Source organism: Streptomyces sp. NPDC053474 (genome assembly GCF_044544845.1).
GTDB lineage: Bacteria > Actinomycetota > Actinomycetes > Streptomycetales > Streptomycetaceae > Streptomyces.
In genome coordinates this window covers 689,178-704,027 of the sequence record NZ_JBITXV010000003.1, presented here as the reverse complement: position 1 = coordinate 704,027, position 14,850 = coordinate 689,178, and the positions used below count along the sequence as shown (strand labels likewise).

Below are 14,850 nucleotides of genomic sequence, written 5' to 3'. Positions count from 1 at the left end.
CGGCGCGCCGCCGCCCCCCCCCCCCCCCCCCCCCGCCCCCCCCCCCGCCCCCCCCCCCCCCCCCCCCCCCCCCCCCCCCCCCCCCCCCCCCCCCGGCCGCTCGCGCTCCCGGTCCGGGCGAGTCCACTCTGGTCAGGCGGCCGCCGGACCGGCAGGGTCGCTCATGTCCGCACCCTCACCGGAGGCTCCCGGTGCCACGCCGCCGGGGCGCCTCCCGAAAGGTCCGTCATGAGGCCCTTCCTGTGGCTCGCGCTCGCCGTAGCCATGATCATCAACATGACCAACAGCCTGATCCTCGACGGCGCGGCCAGGGACACCGTCGGCATCCTGTCCGGCGCCGCCGCCATCGCCGTGATCATCGCCCTGGTGAGGACACGCGAACGCCGCACCTGAGGCGCGGCCGGGCCCGCGCTGCGGGGCAGAGCCTGCGGATGGCTGTCGACCCTTCCGGCCGTCAGTCGGGAGTGAACTCGTACTGGACTTCGTAGAGGTGCCCGGCTTTGACCATGACGGTGGCCTCGATGGGGCGGTCGTGGTCGCTGTAGATGACACGCAGGGTCCGCAGCACGGGGAGGTCGCTCGGCAGCCGGAGCGCCTGGAACTGTTCCTGGGTGGGCACGCGCGCGGAGACCCTGTCCACGCTGAGCCGTGGCGGGAAACCGTGCTCGGCCAGGAGGGCCGGGGTGCCGCCCCGGATCTTGCGGCGCTCCGCGATCGCCGTGCCGCGCGCGATCTCCAGCGGGTAGTAGGACCTGACCAGTTCCACGGGTTCGTCGTCGATCATCAGGATCTGGCGGCGCAGCAGCGCGCTGCCGTCGTCGGCGAGTTGTAGTGCGGCCGCGACGTCGGCAGGTGGTCTGGCCTCGGCCACTTCGAGGAGCTTGCTGTGCGCGCGAGTGCCTTGCTCGGCCGCCTCGGTGAGCCAGCGGTACGGCTCGCCCCTCCCGGCCGGGGCCATGAACGCGGCTGGGCGCATGGTCCGCTGCCGGTGTTCGCGCACGGTGACGGCCGCCCCGGCGCGGCCGACGACGAGCCGTTCGTCCTTGAGCAGTTGCAGGGCCTTCTGCACGGTCGCGTTGGAAGCCTCGAAGCGGGCCTTGAGCTGCGCTGTGGAGGGCAGACTCGCGCCCGGGGCCAGGTCGCCGCTCATGATCTCGTCGTGCAGGTCGGCGGCGATCCGCTCGTGCAGGGAGCGGCGGTCGGCACTTTCCGGTTCGGTCACGGTCAGCCGATCTCGATCTCGTAGCGCAGCCGCTGCCGGTGCGCGGGCATGGTCATCAAGTCGGCCTGGATCGGCTGGCCTTCACGGTCCAGGGTCGCGCGGTGCAGGAGCAGCACGGGCTCGTCGGGGCCCAGGCGCAGCACGTCACGCGTCTCCGCGTCCGGCATCCGCGCGGTGACGTCCTCCCGGACCCGGGCGCCGACGTGCCCCAGAGCGGCCAGCAGGGTCACCGCGCCACCAGGGATCTTTGCCGTTCCGGCGAGACGGGTACCGCGCGCGATGGGCGCGGGGTAGTACGTGTCCGTCAATTCGCAGGGCTCGCCTTCCAGATACATCACGCGTCGGCGTACCACGACGGCCTCTCCCTCGGCGAGGCCCAGGAGTTCGGCCACCCGGACGGGTGCGGGCACCTCGCCGGCGTGGACGACGCGCTGGCTTCCCCGGCGTCCCTGGGCAGCCGTCTCGGCGCCCCAGGCGTCCGACTGCCCTGGCTCTCGCGGCACCAGGTACGGCATCGAGGTGCTGACCCACCCATTCGTGCTCACGGCGTCCTCCCACATGGTCGGTGGCCTTCAACCTTGCCGCTTTTCGCGAAAGGTGGCGCGGTGGTCGGGATCGTAAGGCTGAGCTGAAAGCGGTGGTTCACCGTGTCCTTGTCACGGCAGCAGCGATTCCACCCTGGACGGCGGGTCCCTGCGCATCGAGGTTCGCGACAGTGGCGACGGGAGTCCCGAGGTCCGGCAGCCCGATCCCTGCGCACTCACCGGCCGCGGGCTGTACCTGGTGAGTGCGCTCGCCGACGACTTCGGCGTCGCCGAACACCGCGTCGGCAAGACCGTGTGGGTTGCCTTCGAAGGGCTCGGCTGCGGTGGTGGGGTGCGTGAACGACCGCTACGCCCCCGGGTGCTCGGTGGGGTCGCGCAGCAGTTCCACCAGGGCCGAGATGCTCTGGTCCCCGCGGCCCTCGGCCACGGCCCGGCGCAGCAGGTCGTGCATGGGTGCGTGCCAGCGCACGTCGAGGCCGTGTTCGGTGCCCAGCTCCTCGTCGTACGGGATGCCCGCGTGGAAGATCTCGACGGAGGAGAGGGGGTCGGAGTAGTCGCCGCGGTCGATTTCCGCCGCGTAGTGCGGCAGCAGGGAGATGATCATCTCCAGCCACTTCGCGGTGTGCGGCACCAGCGTGTCCGTCTTCAGGCCGCGCGCGGTGACGAGGGCCGCGCCCTGGAAGAAGCCGAGGAGGGCGGGCAGCAGGGTGCCGCCGACGGCCAGCTCGTACAGGGCGGCGAGGTCCGGCTCCGGGCCGAGGAACTGGGTGTCGCCGCCCAGGACGCGCAGCGTGGCCTCGTACTCCTCGAACACGGCCCGGTCGCCGCCGTAGTACAGCAGGGTGTCGGGCTTGCCGACGGCCGTCGGCACGTTCTTGACCGCGCCGTCGAGGAAGCGGGCGCCGTGCCCGGTGGCCCAGGAGGCCATGGTGCGGGCGCCGGACGGGCTGCCGGAGTTGAGGGTGACCAGGGCGCGCCCGGCGAGCTCGGCGGCGGCCGGTTCCAGGGCGGCGAGGGTCGCGTCGTACGTCGTCAGACAGGCCACGGTCAGCGGGCTCGCGGCGATCGCCGCGCGGATGTCCGGGGCGTGCGCGGCGCCCCGCTCGACGAGCGGCGCAGCCTTCTCGGGGCTGCGGTTCCAGACGGTGACGGGGTGCCCGGCGGCGAGGTAGGCGGAGGCGAGGGCCGTGCCCATCGCGCCGAGTCCGACGAGGGTCACGGGCGTGCGGGCGGGCGTGGGCATGGCGGCTCCAATGCTGGGGCGGGGTGGGGGCGTTGATCGCTCACCCCAGCCTGGATTCCACCGTCGTGTTCCTCAAGTACCGACTATTTAGTGGGGTACTTACCCTTCGGTGCGTGCTCGTGCGGGTGGGTCAGGACACCGTCGCGCGCTCCGCCTCGGGGTGCAGGCGTACCCAGCCCGCCCACGCCGACTCGACCATCTCGCGCACGTCCCGCTTGGCCGACCAGCCGAGCTCGGCCGTGATGCGGTCGGCGGCGGCGACGACGCGCGCCGGGTCGCCCGCGCGGCGCGCGGTGACCTCGGCGGGGATGGCGTACCCGGTGACGTCGGCGATGAGGTCGACCATCTCGCGGACCGAGACGCCCTCGCCCCGGCCGATGTTGAGCGTCAGATCGGTGCCTCCGGGCACTTCGGTGAGGCGCCGGGCGGCGGCCACATGGGCCTCGGCGACGTCGCTGATGTGGATGTAGTCGCGCACGCAGGTGCCGTCGGGCGTGGGGTAGTCGGCGCCGAAGATCCGCGGGGCCTCGCCCTGGGTGAGCTTCTCGAAGACCATCGGGACGATGTTGAAGACCCCGGTGTCGGCGAGTTCGGGGCTCGCCGCGCCCGCCACGTTGAAGTACCGCAGGCAGGCCGTGCGCAGGCCCGTGGCCCGGCCCGTCGCGCGGGCCAGCCACTCGCCCGCGAGCTTCGTCTCGCCGTACGGGCTCATCGGCAGGCAGGGCGTGTCCTCCGTGACGAGCCCGTTCTCGGTGGACGGCATGCCGTACACCGCGGCGGAGGAGGACAGGACGAAGGCCGGGACGCCCGCGTCCGCCATGGTCTCCAGGAGGACGCGCAGGCCCTCCACGTTCTCCCGGTAGTAGCGCAGGGGCTGCTCCACGGACTCGCCGACCTGCTTCTTGGCCGCGAGGTGGATGACGCCCGTGACCTCGTGCTCCTCCAGGGCGCGGGCGAGCGGCCCGGCGTCCAGGGTCGAGCCGGTGACGAGCGGCACCTCGGCGGGCACGCGCGCGGCGATGCCGGTGGACAGGTCGTCGTAGACCACGGTCCGCTCGCCCGCCTCGGTCATGGCGCGGACCACATGCGCCCCGATGTATCCGGCGCCGCCGGTGATCAGCCAGGTCATGGTCAGCTCGTCCCGTCGTGTCGTGTGTCGTGTGTTGTCGTCTGTCGGGGTCGTCCCGGACGGTGAGTCTCGCAGAGGCGGGGTGAGGGGTGTGTCAGTGGGCGTTTCCTCCCGGTCCTGCCGGGCGCAGGGCGCGCAACAGGCGCCCGAGCCGCCGCCGCGCGACCCCGGCGACGCCGAGCGCGCCCGGCGCGAGCCGCACCGCCAGGCTCCCGGCCCGGGTGGCGTACGGCTGGACGAGCAGCACGCCGCGCCGCCCGTCCGGCACCACCGCGCGGCGCAGCAGGCCGGGGCCCGGCACCGCGCGGGCCGTGGTCTCGCGGGTCGTGCCGTCGTCGAAGAGCAGGCGCACCCGCAGGTCGAAGACCTCGCCGTCGAGCGCGCCGAGGTCGAGCCGCACCTCGGCCTCCCAGGTGCCGTCCGGCGTCCCGGCGCCGAACGCGGCCGTGCGGCGCAGGCCGGGGCGGCCGCCGTCCCGGGGCACGAGCTCCACGTCGACCACGGCGGGACCGGCCTCGGCCACCCGCCCGTACAGCTCGTGCAGGCGCAGCCGCAGCGTGCCCGCGCGCGGGCGCAGCTCGGCGTCGACGGTGAGCGGGAGCAGCCGCAGCGGGCGGTGGAGGAGGTGGTCGAGGGTGACCTGGGGCAGGTCGGCGGACCACACGGGCGTGGCGTCGCCCGCGCGCGCGTACGGCGGGGTGAGCCGGGCCGGGCGGGCCGCCACCTGCTGGATCCTGGCCAGGTCGCGGGGGTGCGGCGAGGCGAGCAGGACCCGGGCGATGACGCGTCCGGGCGCGGGCGCGGCCTCCAGGTCGGCGGCGTCGAACTCCGTCAGGTACGCGCGCGTGAGCGCCCACCACTCGCGCTGGTACGCCGTGCCGCGCGCGGGCAGCTCGCGTGCGTATATGCGCAGGGAGTGGTCGAGGAACTTGGCGCGGGCGGCCCGCGCGAGGGCCTTGCCGCCGCTGTCCCCGGTCGCGCGCAGGATGTCCACGGCCTGGCGGTGGGCCCCGACGCGGGCCTTCCAGTTGGCGATCCCGGACCGGTCGAGGGAGATCGACAGCTTGGCGGCGGAGCGCCGCACGTGCCACACGTAGACGGGGTCGGGGACGAGCGCGACGCGCGGCGCGGCGGCGAGCACGCGGGCGCCGAACACGAAGTCCTCGTAGAGGAAGCGGCCTTCGGGGAAGCGGGCGCCGTGCGCGCGCAGGAAGTCCGTGCGGTAGAGCTTGTTGACGCACAGGGTGTCGTGGACCAGGCGCGGGCGCAGCTCGGGGCGGGCGACGAGCGCGGGCTTGCGGTACAGCTCGGGCTGCCAGGGCACCTCGCGCCCGGACGGCAGCTCGCGGCGCACGCACAGGCCGGAGGCGACCTCGGCGCCGTGGCGCTCGGCGGCGGCGAGCAGGGCGTCGGCCGCGCCCGGCGGCAGCACGTCGTCGCTGTCGAGGAACATCACGTAGTCGCCGCTCGCCGCGTCGATCCCGGCGTTGCGCGGGGCCCCGCAGCCGCCGCTGTTGGCCGCGCGGCGCAGGACCTTCAGGCGCGGCTCGGCCGCGGCCAGGTCGTGCAGGACCGCGAGGCTGTCGTCGGTCGAGCAGTCGTCGACGGCGATCACCTCGCGGACCACGGGGCCCTGGGCGAGCGCGGAGCGCACCGCGTCCGCGACGTGCGGGGCGTCGTTGTAGCCGATCACGACGACGGTGACGCACGGGGACGACGGCTGCGCCTGAGGCGAATTCGGTTCCACAAGGGAAATGTTAGAGGTTGCCAGGAATTATCCGATTAAGAGCCCGTGCTGGGTCGTCTGCGGCATGTCTGGTTAATCCGGGTCATAGCGGAGCAAAGTTCTTCTTCGTGCGGGTCACGCGGGGCAAGCGGTGCAGGCGATTCCGGCAGGCAGCGCAGGCAGGCCGGGCAGGGCAGGCAAGACAGGCAGAGCAAGGGCGGGCGGGGCGGCTCCGGGAAGCGGCGGTCGTCCTCGTGCCCGCCCTCGTCATGCTCGCCGTCGGCCTGTGGGGCGTCGTACGCGGCAACCTCTGGCGCGACGAGGGCGTCACGCTCCAGGTGGCGCGCCGCTCGCTGCCCGAGATCTGGTGGCTCCTGCGCACCGTGGACGCCGTGCACGGCCTGTACTACCTGCTCATGCACGCCGTGCTCCCGGCCGACGCGGGCGAGCTCGCGCTGCGCCTGCCGTCCGTGCTCGCGGCGGCCGCCACCGCCGGGCTCGTCGCCGCCGTCGGGGCGCGCCTCGCCCGCCCGCGCGTCGGCCTGTGGGCGGGCCTGCTGTACGCGGTGACCCCGCTCGCCGGGCAGTACGCGCAGCAGGGCCGCTCCTACGCGCTCGTCGCCGCCGGGGCGGCCCTCGCCACACTGCTGCTCGTCCGGGCCGCCGAGCGCCCGGAGCGGCCCGGGCCGTGGTGCGCGTACGCCGCCGTGAGCACCGCCACCGTGCTCCTGCACGAACTCGCCGGGCTGCTGCTCGCCGCGCACGCCGCGGCCCTGCTGCTCGGCCGCGTCGCGCCCCGCGTGCGCCGGGCCTGGGCGGGCGCGGCGGTCCCCGCCGCGCTGGCCCTGGTGCCGCTCGCCCTCGTCTCGCACCGGCAGGCGGCGCAGGTCGGCTGGCTGCGGCCGCCCGACGGCACGGCCGCGGTGCGGCTCCTGCGGGAGTTCACCGGGCCGACGCTCGCCGTCCTCGCCGCCGAACTGGCCCTCGCCGCACTCGCCCTGTGCGGCCCCTGGACCGGGCGCCGCGCCGGGCTCCCCCTCCAGGCGGTGGCCCTGCCGCTGCTCGTCGTGCCGCCCGCCGCGCTGCTCGCGGTGTCGCAGCAGTGGCCGCTGTACCACGCGCGGTACGTGCTGTTCGCGCTCGCGGGCGGGCCGTTGCTGGTGGCGGCAGGTGCCGACCGGGCGGTGCGGGCCTTCGCGGGCGGGCGCGGGCGCGGTGCCGTGGCCGCCGTCGGCGCGCTCGCCGTCGGCTGCGTCTTCTGGTGGCAGTTCCCCCTGCACCGCGGTGACCGGGCCGCCGGGCGCGGCGAGGACCACGCGGCGCTCGCCGCCGTCGCCGCCCGCGAGCTGCGCCCCGGCGACCCGGTCCTGTATCTGCCGCTCATCGCCCGCCGCGTCCCGCTCACCTACCCCGACGCCTTCCACGGCGTACGGGACGTGGCCCTGCGGGCCTCGGGCGCCGCGTCCGGCACGCTCTACGGCCGCGAGGCGGGCCCCGCCGAACTGCGCCGCAGGCTCGCGGGCGTGGACCGCCTCTGGGTGCTCTCCGAGGCGGGCCCGCTGCGCGGCGCGGCCACGGACCGCGGCGGCACGGAGGCCGCCAAGCTCGCCGTGCTGCGCGGGGAGTTCACCCGGCGCGCCGAGTACGTCACGGTCGGCGGCGCGCTGCGGCTCTACGTACGCCGCTGACCGGCCCCGCCGACCCGGGCGAGGACCTCTCCGGTACGCGGCCCCCACGCCACCACCACCGCCTCCGGCGGCACCCGCTGCGCCGGGTCGAGCAGCAGCCAGCGCACGGCGTAGCGGCGCACGACGGCGGCGCGCTCGGCGCGGGTCGACTCCGGCGCGAGGTACGCCCGCACCGCGCGCAGGCGCCGCCCGCGCTCCTCCTCGGCGAGCGAGGTGTCCGGCCAGGCGGGCGCGACGAGGTTGACGCCGAAGGCCGGGAGCGAGCGCGTGGGCCGGTAGCCGTCGGTGAGCACCACGTCGCCCGGGCGCATCTGGGCGGCCGCCCAGGTGTAGCCGGGCCAGCGCGGCGGCTGGTCGAAGCCCACCGGGTCGAGGGCCCGGGGCACCACCGCCCCCGCCTGGACCTGGCAGAACCCGACGGCCGCCCCGAGCGCGGCCGCCCCCGCGAGCGCGGCGCGGCGCGTCCCCCACGGGCGGGGCGCCGCCAGCTCGATCGCCAGGGCGAACTGGAGGGGGACCAGGGTGAGGCCGAGGATGCGGCCGTACGTGTAGTGGCCGCTGAGCCAGCCGTAGGCGACGACCGCGCAGTCGAGGGCGAACATCAGGACCAGGGGGTCGCGGTGGTCGCGGCGCCAGCGCAGGCCCAGGGCGGGCAGGCCGAGGGCCGCTAGCCAGAAGCGCGCGGGCATCTCTGTGTAGAGCTGCCTGTGGATGCCGTCGACTGAGGGGTCGCCTACGAGGGTGAGGGGGTTGAAGTAGGGCCAGGTGGTCGCGATGGCCACGGCTGCCGTGGCGGCCAGGGCCCAGTTCAACAGTGCGGGGTAGCGGGGTGCTGTCTTTGGGATGGGTGCCGCCCTGCGGCACGATTGCCCGCAGCAGGCGATGGCGAAGGATGCCACTCCGATTACCGCCGCCACCGATGAGATCGGGTGGATCAGGAGGATCGCGCCGCACAGCGCGCCCAGACCTCCGTACGCCCACGGCGACTTCGGGCCCGTGGCCGTCCAGGACCAGGCCCAGAACGTCAGGCCGATGGCGAAGGTCGACGGGTAGCCGAGGTTGCCCGTCATCGACAGCAGGCCCAGGTAGCCGCTCCACCAGGCCGTGCGGGTGCCCCACAGCAGGACCATCGCGGTGAGGGCGAGGACCGGGGCCCAGGGCCGGGGCGTGAGGGCGCGGACGAAGCGGCCCAGGCCGGTGAGCAGGACGAGCAGGTTGAAAGGCCCGGCGAGCTTGACCGTCTCCCAGCCGGTCAGGCCGGTGGCCTTGGCGAACAGGGCCTGGGCGACGGCGTAGGGGGAGTAGTAGGCGCTGCCGTCGCCCGGCAGGTCCGCCATCGGGTGGGCGGGGTGCAGCAGGTCGGCCTTGAGGCGTTCGACGACCGCCGCGTGCTGGCCGAAGTCGCAGCACATCGGGACCCGCCAGTACGCCAGCGTCATGCCGAGCCAGAACAGGCCGCCGAAGACCAGGAACGGCGTGGGCCGCCACAGCCGCCCGGGGCCGGAGGCGGTGGCGCCCGCCGGGACGCGCCCGGTCAGGAGCGCGGTCACCGCATGAGCCTCTCCGCGACGCGGGCCGCCGCCCGGCCGTCGTCGAGGTCGCAGTACTCCGCGCGGAAGGACGCGTACGCGGGGGCGTGCCGGGCGGTGACCGTGTCGAGGTCGCGCAGGGCGGCCACGACGTCGGCGGTGGAGGCGAGCAGCGGTCCGGGCGCGCGGGTCTCGAAGTCGAGGTAGAAGCCGCGCACGGTGTCGCGGTAGTGCTCCAGGTCGTAGGCGTGGAACAGCATCGGGCGGCCGGTGTGCGCGAAGTCGAACATCAGGGACGAGTAGTCGGTGACCAGGACGTCGGCGACGAGCAGGAGTTCGGCGGCGCGGGGGTGGGAGCTGACGTCGCGCACGAAGGGCGCGCGGGCGCCGGGCAGGCGGCCCGAGGTGAGCGGGTGCTTGCGGACGAGCAGGACGTGGTCGTCGCCGAGGGCGTGTTCGGCGGCGCGGAAGTCCAGGGCGGCCTCGTAGCGGAATCGGCCGGGCGCGGCGGCGAGGTGGTCGCGGTACGTCGGCGCGTACAGGACGACCCGCTTGCCGGGGGGCAGGCCGATCTCGCGCCGCACGCGCTCGGCGACCTTGGCGCGGTCGGCGGCGAACAGCACGTCGTTGCGCGGCGACCCGGCCTCCAGGACCTCACCGTCGTAGGCGAGGGCGCGGCCCAGGTGCCCGGTGGCGAAGCGGTTGGGGGAGACCAGGACGTTCCACTGCCGGGCCAGGCGCGGCAGCGCGTCGAGGTGGCCGTGGTCGGCGTACAGGGTGTCGGTCAGATCGGTGCCGAGGCGCTTGAGCGGGGCGCCGTGCCAGGTCTGCACGACGGTCTGGCCGGGGCGGCGCTCGAAGAAGTCCGGCAGGTGGCCCGCGGTGACGACGCGGCGGCAGCGGGCCAGGGCCTCGTACCAGGCGGCGCTGTGCTCCTCCACGCCGCGCGCGCCGGGCGGCACCGGCGTCTGCTGGTCGTGCGTGACCCACAGGTGCTCGACGTCGGCGCCGCGCCGCACGAGCTCGTCGTGGACGGCGCGCGGCGAGTCGCCGTCGAAGTACAGGACCGCGTCGCGCAGGGACTTGGCGCGCTCCCTCGGGTAGTGCTCGGTGCGCAGCCGGTGGCGCCGGTACGCGCCGCGCTCGGTGCGCGCGAGCACCGACCCGGCCTCGATCAGGAGCCGGTCGCCGAAGCGCCGGTCGACGGTGAACTCCCGCCCGCCGACGGCGCGGTGGTCCGGCAGGGCCGCGCCGAGGGAGGCGAGGACCCGCACGGGCACGCCGGGGCCGCTGTGCCCGGCCTCCCGCAGGAAGGCGTACCAGCGGCCCTGCCGCAGGGTGCCGCCGCCGGGGGCGAGGGAAGCGCGGAAGCGGCCGCCGACGCGCTCCACCGGCACGGTCACCTCGTCGTCGCGGCCGCTGTGGCGCAGCACGAGTTCGGCGGTGGGCCAGCTGGCGGGCGTGGCCGTGCCCTCCACGGTGAGGCGGCCGTCGTCGGTCCAGGCCAGGCGGTCGGCGACGGGCTGCCGGGTGAGCTCGACGACGAGGCGGCCCTGGTCGTCGGCGGTGGCGCACAGCTCGCGGCCTGGCCGGGACGCGTACCGGCCCGGCGGCAGGTCCAGGGCGGCGGCGAGCGGCACCCGCGTGCCGTCGGGCAGCACCAGGCGGGCCTGCCAGCGGTCGCCGTGCGGGGGCTCGACCTGGGCGGGCGCGTGCTGCGGGGCGGGCTCCACGTCCTCCAGGTCGGCGAGGCGGATCCGGGTGTCGAAGCGGTCGCCCACGACCGTGACCGGGTAGGTGAACTCGGCGCGGCCGTCGCTCAGCCGCAGCGCCCGCGGGCGGGCGCCGCCGGTGAGCGTGCCGGTGAGCACGGCGTGGCCGTCGTCGAGGCGGTGGGCGTCCACGCGCGCCGCGTACTCCTGGACGCGCAGGACGAGCCGCCCCTTGCTGAAGCCCGCCGTCAGGCGGAGCCCGTCGTCGAGGTCGCGGACGAGGGACTGGGTGCCCGCGCCGTCCTGGGCGCGCACGGCGGCGCGCCGCACCGCGCCGTGGCCCGCGAGGACCACGCCGAGCAGCCAGTTCCCGGGCTGCCAGCGGCCGCCGGTCTTCAGGCGCTCGGGGTCGACAGTCATCTCGAAGCCGGACAGGTCGTAGCTGTGCAGCTGCTGGCGCGAGGCCTCGGTGGCCTCGGGCAGGAAGACCGTGCGGGTGGGCACGCGGCGGAACCGGCCCCTGCTGTGGGCGGACTTGAGGAGCCCGGCCTTCACGCTCCGCGCGCGCCGGTCGGCCGGGAGGTTGCGGACGTACGCGTAGCCGCGAAGGCGCAGCTTGCCCTCGGCGTCCCAGGAGGCCTCGCGCAGCCGGGCCACGACGGGCAGTTCGCCGCGGCCGAGCCGGGTCAGCTCGCGCGGCAGCGCGCCGACGCCGGGGAACGCGGCGTACCGCCGGCGGGTGCCGCGCACGGTGAACACGCCCTTGCCGCCCTGGCGTTCGCGGGCGAGCAGCGCGATCAGCTCGTCGGTGCGCCGCTCGCGCACCAGCTGCCACTTCACCCGCAGGTCCACGGGCAGCCGCCGGACGAGCTCCGGGTCCGCTGCGCCCAGGAACTCCGCGGTGCCGTCGAGGAACGCGGCCCGGTACTCGGGCCCGCCCATCGGCAGCCCCTCCAGGAAGTACACGAAGTCGTCGCGCAGGCAGGAGGCGTCGTACGTCGCCTTGAGGCCGGGCGCGTGCTCGCCGAGGAAGGCGCTGACGTGGGCGCAGGCCGCGATCCGGTCGCGCACGCCCTTGACGTCGGTGCGCCGCCGCGTGATGGAGCCCTCGCGCACCCGCCAGTAGTAGACGTGGTCGCTCAGCACGTCCACGGCCTCGGCGAGGAAGTGCGCGGGGATCATCACCGGCGTGTCCTCGTACAGCCTGCCCTCGGGGAAGGCGAAGCCGTGCCGGTCCCAGAACGCCCTGCGGAACATCTTGTTCCAGGCGACGCGGTCGGCGAGGAGCGCGAGGTCGCGGCCGATGTGCGTGCGGGTGCGCGGCTCGGTGAGCCACTGGTACTGCCAGGCCTGCGAGCGGCCGCGCTCGGTGAGCCGCCACACGTTGCCGGTGGCGAAGTCGGAGCCGCTGATGTCCAGGCTCGCGATCATCCGGGCGTACGCGCCGTCCGGCACGACGTCGTCGCTGTCCACGAACGTCAGATAGGCGGCGCCCGGACTCGCGTGCCGCACGCCGGTGTTGCGGGCGGCGCTCAGCCCCGCGTTGGGCTGGCGCACATAGACGAACCGCGGGTCGCGGGCGGCGAAGGCGCGCGCGATGTCCGGGCTCGCGTCGGTGGAGCCGTCGTCGACGAGGATGACCTCCAGGGCGCCACGGGAGCCGGGGTCGTCCTCGGGGCCCGGTGTCTGCCGGGCGATCGACTCCAGGCACTCCTCAAGGAACTCCTCGACGTTGTAGATGGGTACGACGACGCTGAGTCGGGGCTGCACGGGCGACCGGCCTTTCCTGGGCGTACGAGGGCAATACGTCCATTACGGGCGTATCCCTCCCGTTTTCCCGGCCGTGTCGCCCTTGTTGACGCCGATCACCCCTACGAGTGAGGGTTCTTCGGCGGTCCGTACGCATTGGCTACCGTCGGTGCGCATGTCGCGCTTCTCCGTAGTCGTGCCCGTCCACCGCGTCCAGGGCTATCTCAGGGAGTGCCTTGACTCGGTGCTCGACCAGTCCTTCGGCGACCTCGAACTGATCGTCGTCGACGACGCCTCCCCCGACGGCTGCGCGGACATCGCCGCCGCCTACGCGCGCCGCGACCCGCGCGCGCACCTCGTCCGGCTGCCCGAGAGCCGGGGCCCGGGGCCCGCCCGCGACGCCGGGGCCGCCCGCGCCACCGGCGCCTACCTGCTCTTCCTCGACGGCGACGACCTGCTCCTGCCCGGCGCGCTCGGCGCCGCCGACGCCGCGCTCACCTCGGCGGGCGACCCGGACGTCCTGCTGTTCGGACACGACAGGCTCAACTGGTGGGGCGACGTGCGCGCCGGACGGGACGACCTGACCGGCGACCCGCTCGCCGTGACACCGGCCGCCTGGAACCGCGTCGTACGGCGGGAGTTCTGGACCGGCCAGCGCCTGGCGTTCTCGGCGGGCCCCTACGAGGACGTGGTGCCCGCGCACCGGGCGACCCTCCAGGCCCAGGACCGCGTCGCCGCGCTCGACCGGGTGTGCGTGCGCTGGCGGGAGCGGCGCGTCGGCGGCTTCGCCAACGCCCCGGGCGAGCGGCACCTCACCGTGATCGACCGCTACGAGGAACTGTTCACCGGCGCCTACGACGCCCCGGACGCCGTCGCCCGGCTCTACCCGCACGCCGTACGCCATCTGCTCGCCGTCCTCGGCGACCCCGGGCGCGTCGCCCCGCGCGACCGGCCCGAGTTCTTCCGCCGCGCGGCCCCGCTGCTCGGCGCGCACCGCCCGCCGGGCCACGAACCCGCGTCGGCCGAGGAGCGCGCCCTGGCCGACGGCTCCCACCGCGCCTACGAACGCCTGGAGCGGTCCGCGAGCCGGGGCGCCGCCCTGCGCGCCCAGCTCGCCCGGCGCAAGAAGCAGCTCGCCGCCCGCGTCAAGCGCACCGCCTACCGCGCCGAGCTGCGCACCGCCCGACTCGACCCGGAACTCGCCGTCTACGGGGCGTACTGGAACCGCGGCGTCGCCTGCAACCCGGCCGCCATCCACGCCAAGGCCCGCGAACTCGCCCCGCACGTCAGAGGCGTCTTCGTCGTCTCGTACCAGCACCGCCACCGGGTCCCGCCCGGCGTCGACCACGTGTTCGCGGGCTCGCTCGGCTACTGGCGGGCCATGGCCCGCGCCACGTACCTGATCAACAACTCCAGCTTCCCCGGCGGCTTCACCAAGCGCCCCGGCCAGGTCTACCTCCAGACCCACCACGGCACGCCCCTGAAGAAGATGGGCATGGACCAGCGGCGCTACCCCGCGAGCACGCACAACCTCAGCTTCCAGCGCCTCATGGACCACGTCGACCAGTGGGACTACAGCCTCTCCGCCAACCCGCACTCCACCGAGACCTGGGAGCGCGTCTACCCGTCCGCGTCCTACCGCGCCCTGGAGCTCGGCTACCCGCGCAACGACGTGTACTTCACGGCGACGGACGACGACGTGCGCCGCGTCCGCGAGGAACTCGGCGTCGCCGACGGCCGCACGGTCCTCCTGTACGCGCCCACGCACCGCGACTACCAGAAGGGCTTCCTGCCCCGCCTCGACCTGGAGCGCCTCGCCGCCGCGCTCGGCCCCGCGTACGTGGTCCTGGTCCGCGCCCACTACTTCTACGGCGCCGACGCGGGCCTGGCCGCGCACCCCGGCCTGCTCGACGTGACCGGGCACCCGCGCGTGGAGGACCTCTGCCTGGCCGCCGACGCCCTGGTGACGGACTACTCCTCGCTGATGTTCGACTACGCCTGCCTGGACCGCCCGATCGTCACCTACGCCCCGGACTGGCAGGCCTACCGGCTCGCCCGCGGCACGTACTTCGACCTCCTGTCGGGCCACGAGGGCGAAACACCCGGCGCGGTGGCCACCACGGAGGACGACCTCATCGCCCTGTTCCGCGACGGCACCTGGAACACACCGGACACGACCCGCCTACGCGAGGCCTTCCGAGCCCGCTTCTGCCCGTACGACGACGGGGGAGCGGCGGAGCGAGTGGTGAAACATCTCTTCCTGGGCGGAGCATAGGTGCCCGTCTTTAGGGGCGCGGGGAACTGCGC

General features: G+C 75.0%; 10 protein-coding genes and 1 pseudogene. 4 read left to right on the top strand and 7 right to left on the bottom strand.

The window, feature by feature from the left end:
* The first annotated feature begins 228 nt into the window (after positions 1–228).
* Entirely contained in the window at positions 229–393 is a 165-nt protein-coding gene (locus ACIG3E_RS09880; RefSeq protein WP_399613485.1) for a hypothetical protein, read from the top strand.
* Positions 394–454: 61 nt separating this feature from the next.
* Here ACIG3E_RS09880 and ACIG3E_RS09875 read toward each other — a convergent pair whose 3' ends face one another.
* Together ACIG3E_RS09875 and ACIG3E_RS09870 are read right to left on the bottom strand one after the other, a co-directional pair.
* Positions 455–1,228 carry a GntR family transcriptional regulator gene (locus ACIG3E_RS09875; protein ID WP_399613544.1) on the bottom strand — a complete coding sequence of 258 codons (774 nt, stop codon included), beginning with the start codon at positions 1,226–1,228 and terminating at the stop codon, positions 455–457.
* Positions 1,225–1,767, bottom strand: a complete 543-nt coding sequence (locus ACIG3E_RS09870; RefSeq protein WP_399613483.1) for a GntR family transcriptional regulator — start codon at positions 1,765–1,767, stop codon at positions 1,225–1,227. Before ACIG3E_RS09870 ends, ACIG3E_RS09875 begins: the two co-directional genes overlap by 4 nt.
* A gap of 133 nt (positions 1,768–1,900) precedes the next feature.
* Here ACIG3E_RS09870 and ACIG3E_RS09865 point away from each other — a divergent pair.
* Positions 1,901–2,056, top strand: a pseudogene (locus tag ACIG3E_RS09865) (ATP-binding protein); the annotation flags it as partial.
* 57 nt (positions 2,057–2,113) lie between these two features.
* Here the strand turns inward: ACIG3E_RS09865 and ACIG3E_RS09860 are convergent.
* The 3 genes from ACIG3E_RS09860 to ACIG3E_RS09850 form a co-directional block, all read right to left on the bottom strand.
* Positions 2,114–3,010 carry an NAD(P)-dependent oxidoreductase gene (locus ACIG3E_RS09860; RefSeq protein WP_399613480.1) on the bottom strand — a complete coding sequence of 299 codons (897 nt, stop codon included), beginning with the start codon at positions 3,008–3,010 and terminating at the stop codon, positions 2,114–2,116.
* Positions 3,011–3,140: 130 nt separating this feature from the next.
* Positions 3,141–4,139: a UDP-glucose 4-epimerase GalE gene (gene galE, locus ACIG3E_RS09855; protein ID WP_399613478.1), complete on the bottom strand. Its 999-nt coding sequence runs from the start codon at positions 4,137–4,139 to the stop codon at positions 3,141–3,143.
* Between the two features lie 94 nt (positions 4,140–4,233).
* Entirely contained in the window at positions 4,234–5,886 is a 1,653-nt protein-coding gene (locus ACIG3E_RS09850) for a glycosyltransferase family 2 protein (RefSeq protein WP_399613476.1), read from the bottom strand.
* 233 nt (positions 5,887–6,119) lie between these two features.
* On the opposite strand from ACIG3E_RS09850, the gene ACIG3E_RS09845 reads away from it, so the two are divergent.
* Positions 6,120–7,553 carry a glycosyltransferase family 39 protein gene (locus ACIG3E_RS09845; RefSeq protein ID WP_399613473.1) on the top strand — a complete coding sequence of 478 codons (1,434 nt, stop codon included), beginning with the start codon at positions 6,120–6,122 and terminating at the stop codon, positions 7,551–7,553.
* On the opposite strand, the gene ACIG3E_RS09840 is transcribed toward ACIG3E_RS09845, so the two are convergent.
* Together ACIG3E_RS09840 and ACIG3E_RS09835 are read right to left on the bottom strand one after the other, a co-directional pair.
* Positions 7,538–9,103, bottom strand: a complete 1,566-nt coding sequence (locus tag ACIG3E_RS09840; protein ID WP_399613471.1) for a hypothetical protein — start codon at positions 9,101–9,103, stop codon at positions 7,538–7,540. The genes ACIG3E_RS09845 and ACIG3E_RS09840 overlap by 16 nt on opposite strands.
* Complete coding sequence (locus ACIG3E_RS09835; RefSeq protein ID WP_399613469.1) at positions 9,100–12,564, bottom strand: CDP-glycerol glycerophosphotransferase family protein; 3,465 nt, start codon at positions 12,562–12,564, stop codon at positions 9,100–9,102. The genes ACIG3E_RS09840 and ACIG3E_RS09835 overlap by 4 nt, the downstream gene beginning before the upstream one ends.
* Before the next feature lie 154 nt (positions 12,565–12,718).
* On the opposite strand from ACIG3E_RS09835, the gene ACIG3E_RS09830 reads away from it, so the two are divergent.
* On the top strand, positions 12,719–14,818 hold the full coding sequence (locus tag ACIG3E_RS09830) for a CDP-glycerol glycerophosphotransferase family protein (protein ID WP_399613467.1): 2,100 nt from the start codon (positions 12,719–12,721) through the stop codon (positions 14,816–14,818).
* The last annotated feature ends 32 nt before the right edge of the window (positions 14,819–14,850 follow it).

Coding starts and splice junctions, on each gene's coding strand:
- ACIG3E_RS09880 (WP_399613485.1), top strand. CDS start 229: ATGAGGCCCTTCCTGTGGCTCGCGCTCGCCGTAGCCATGATCATCAAC.
- ACIG3E_RS09860 (WP_399613480.1), bottom strand. CDS start 3,010: ATGCCCACGCCCGCCCGCACGCCCGTGACCCTCGTCGGACTCGGCGCG.
- galE (WP_399613478.1), bottom strand. CDS start 4,139: ATGACCTGGCTGATCACCGGCGGCGCCGGATACATCGGGGCGCATGTG.
- ACIG3E_RS09830 (WP_399613467.1), top strand. CDS start 12,719: ATGTCGCGCTTCTCCGTAGTCGTGCCCGTCCACCGCGTCCAGGGCTAT.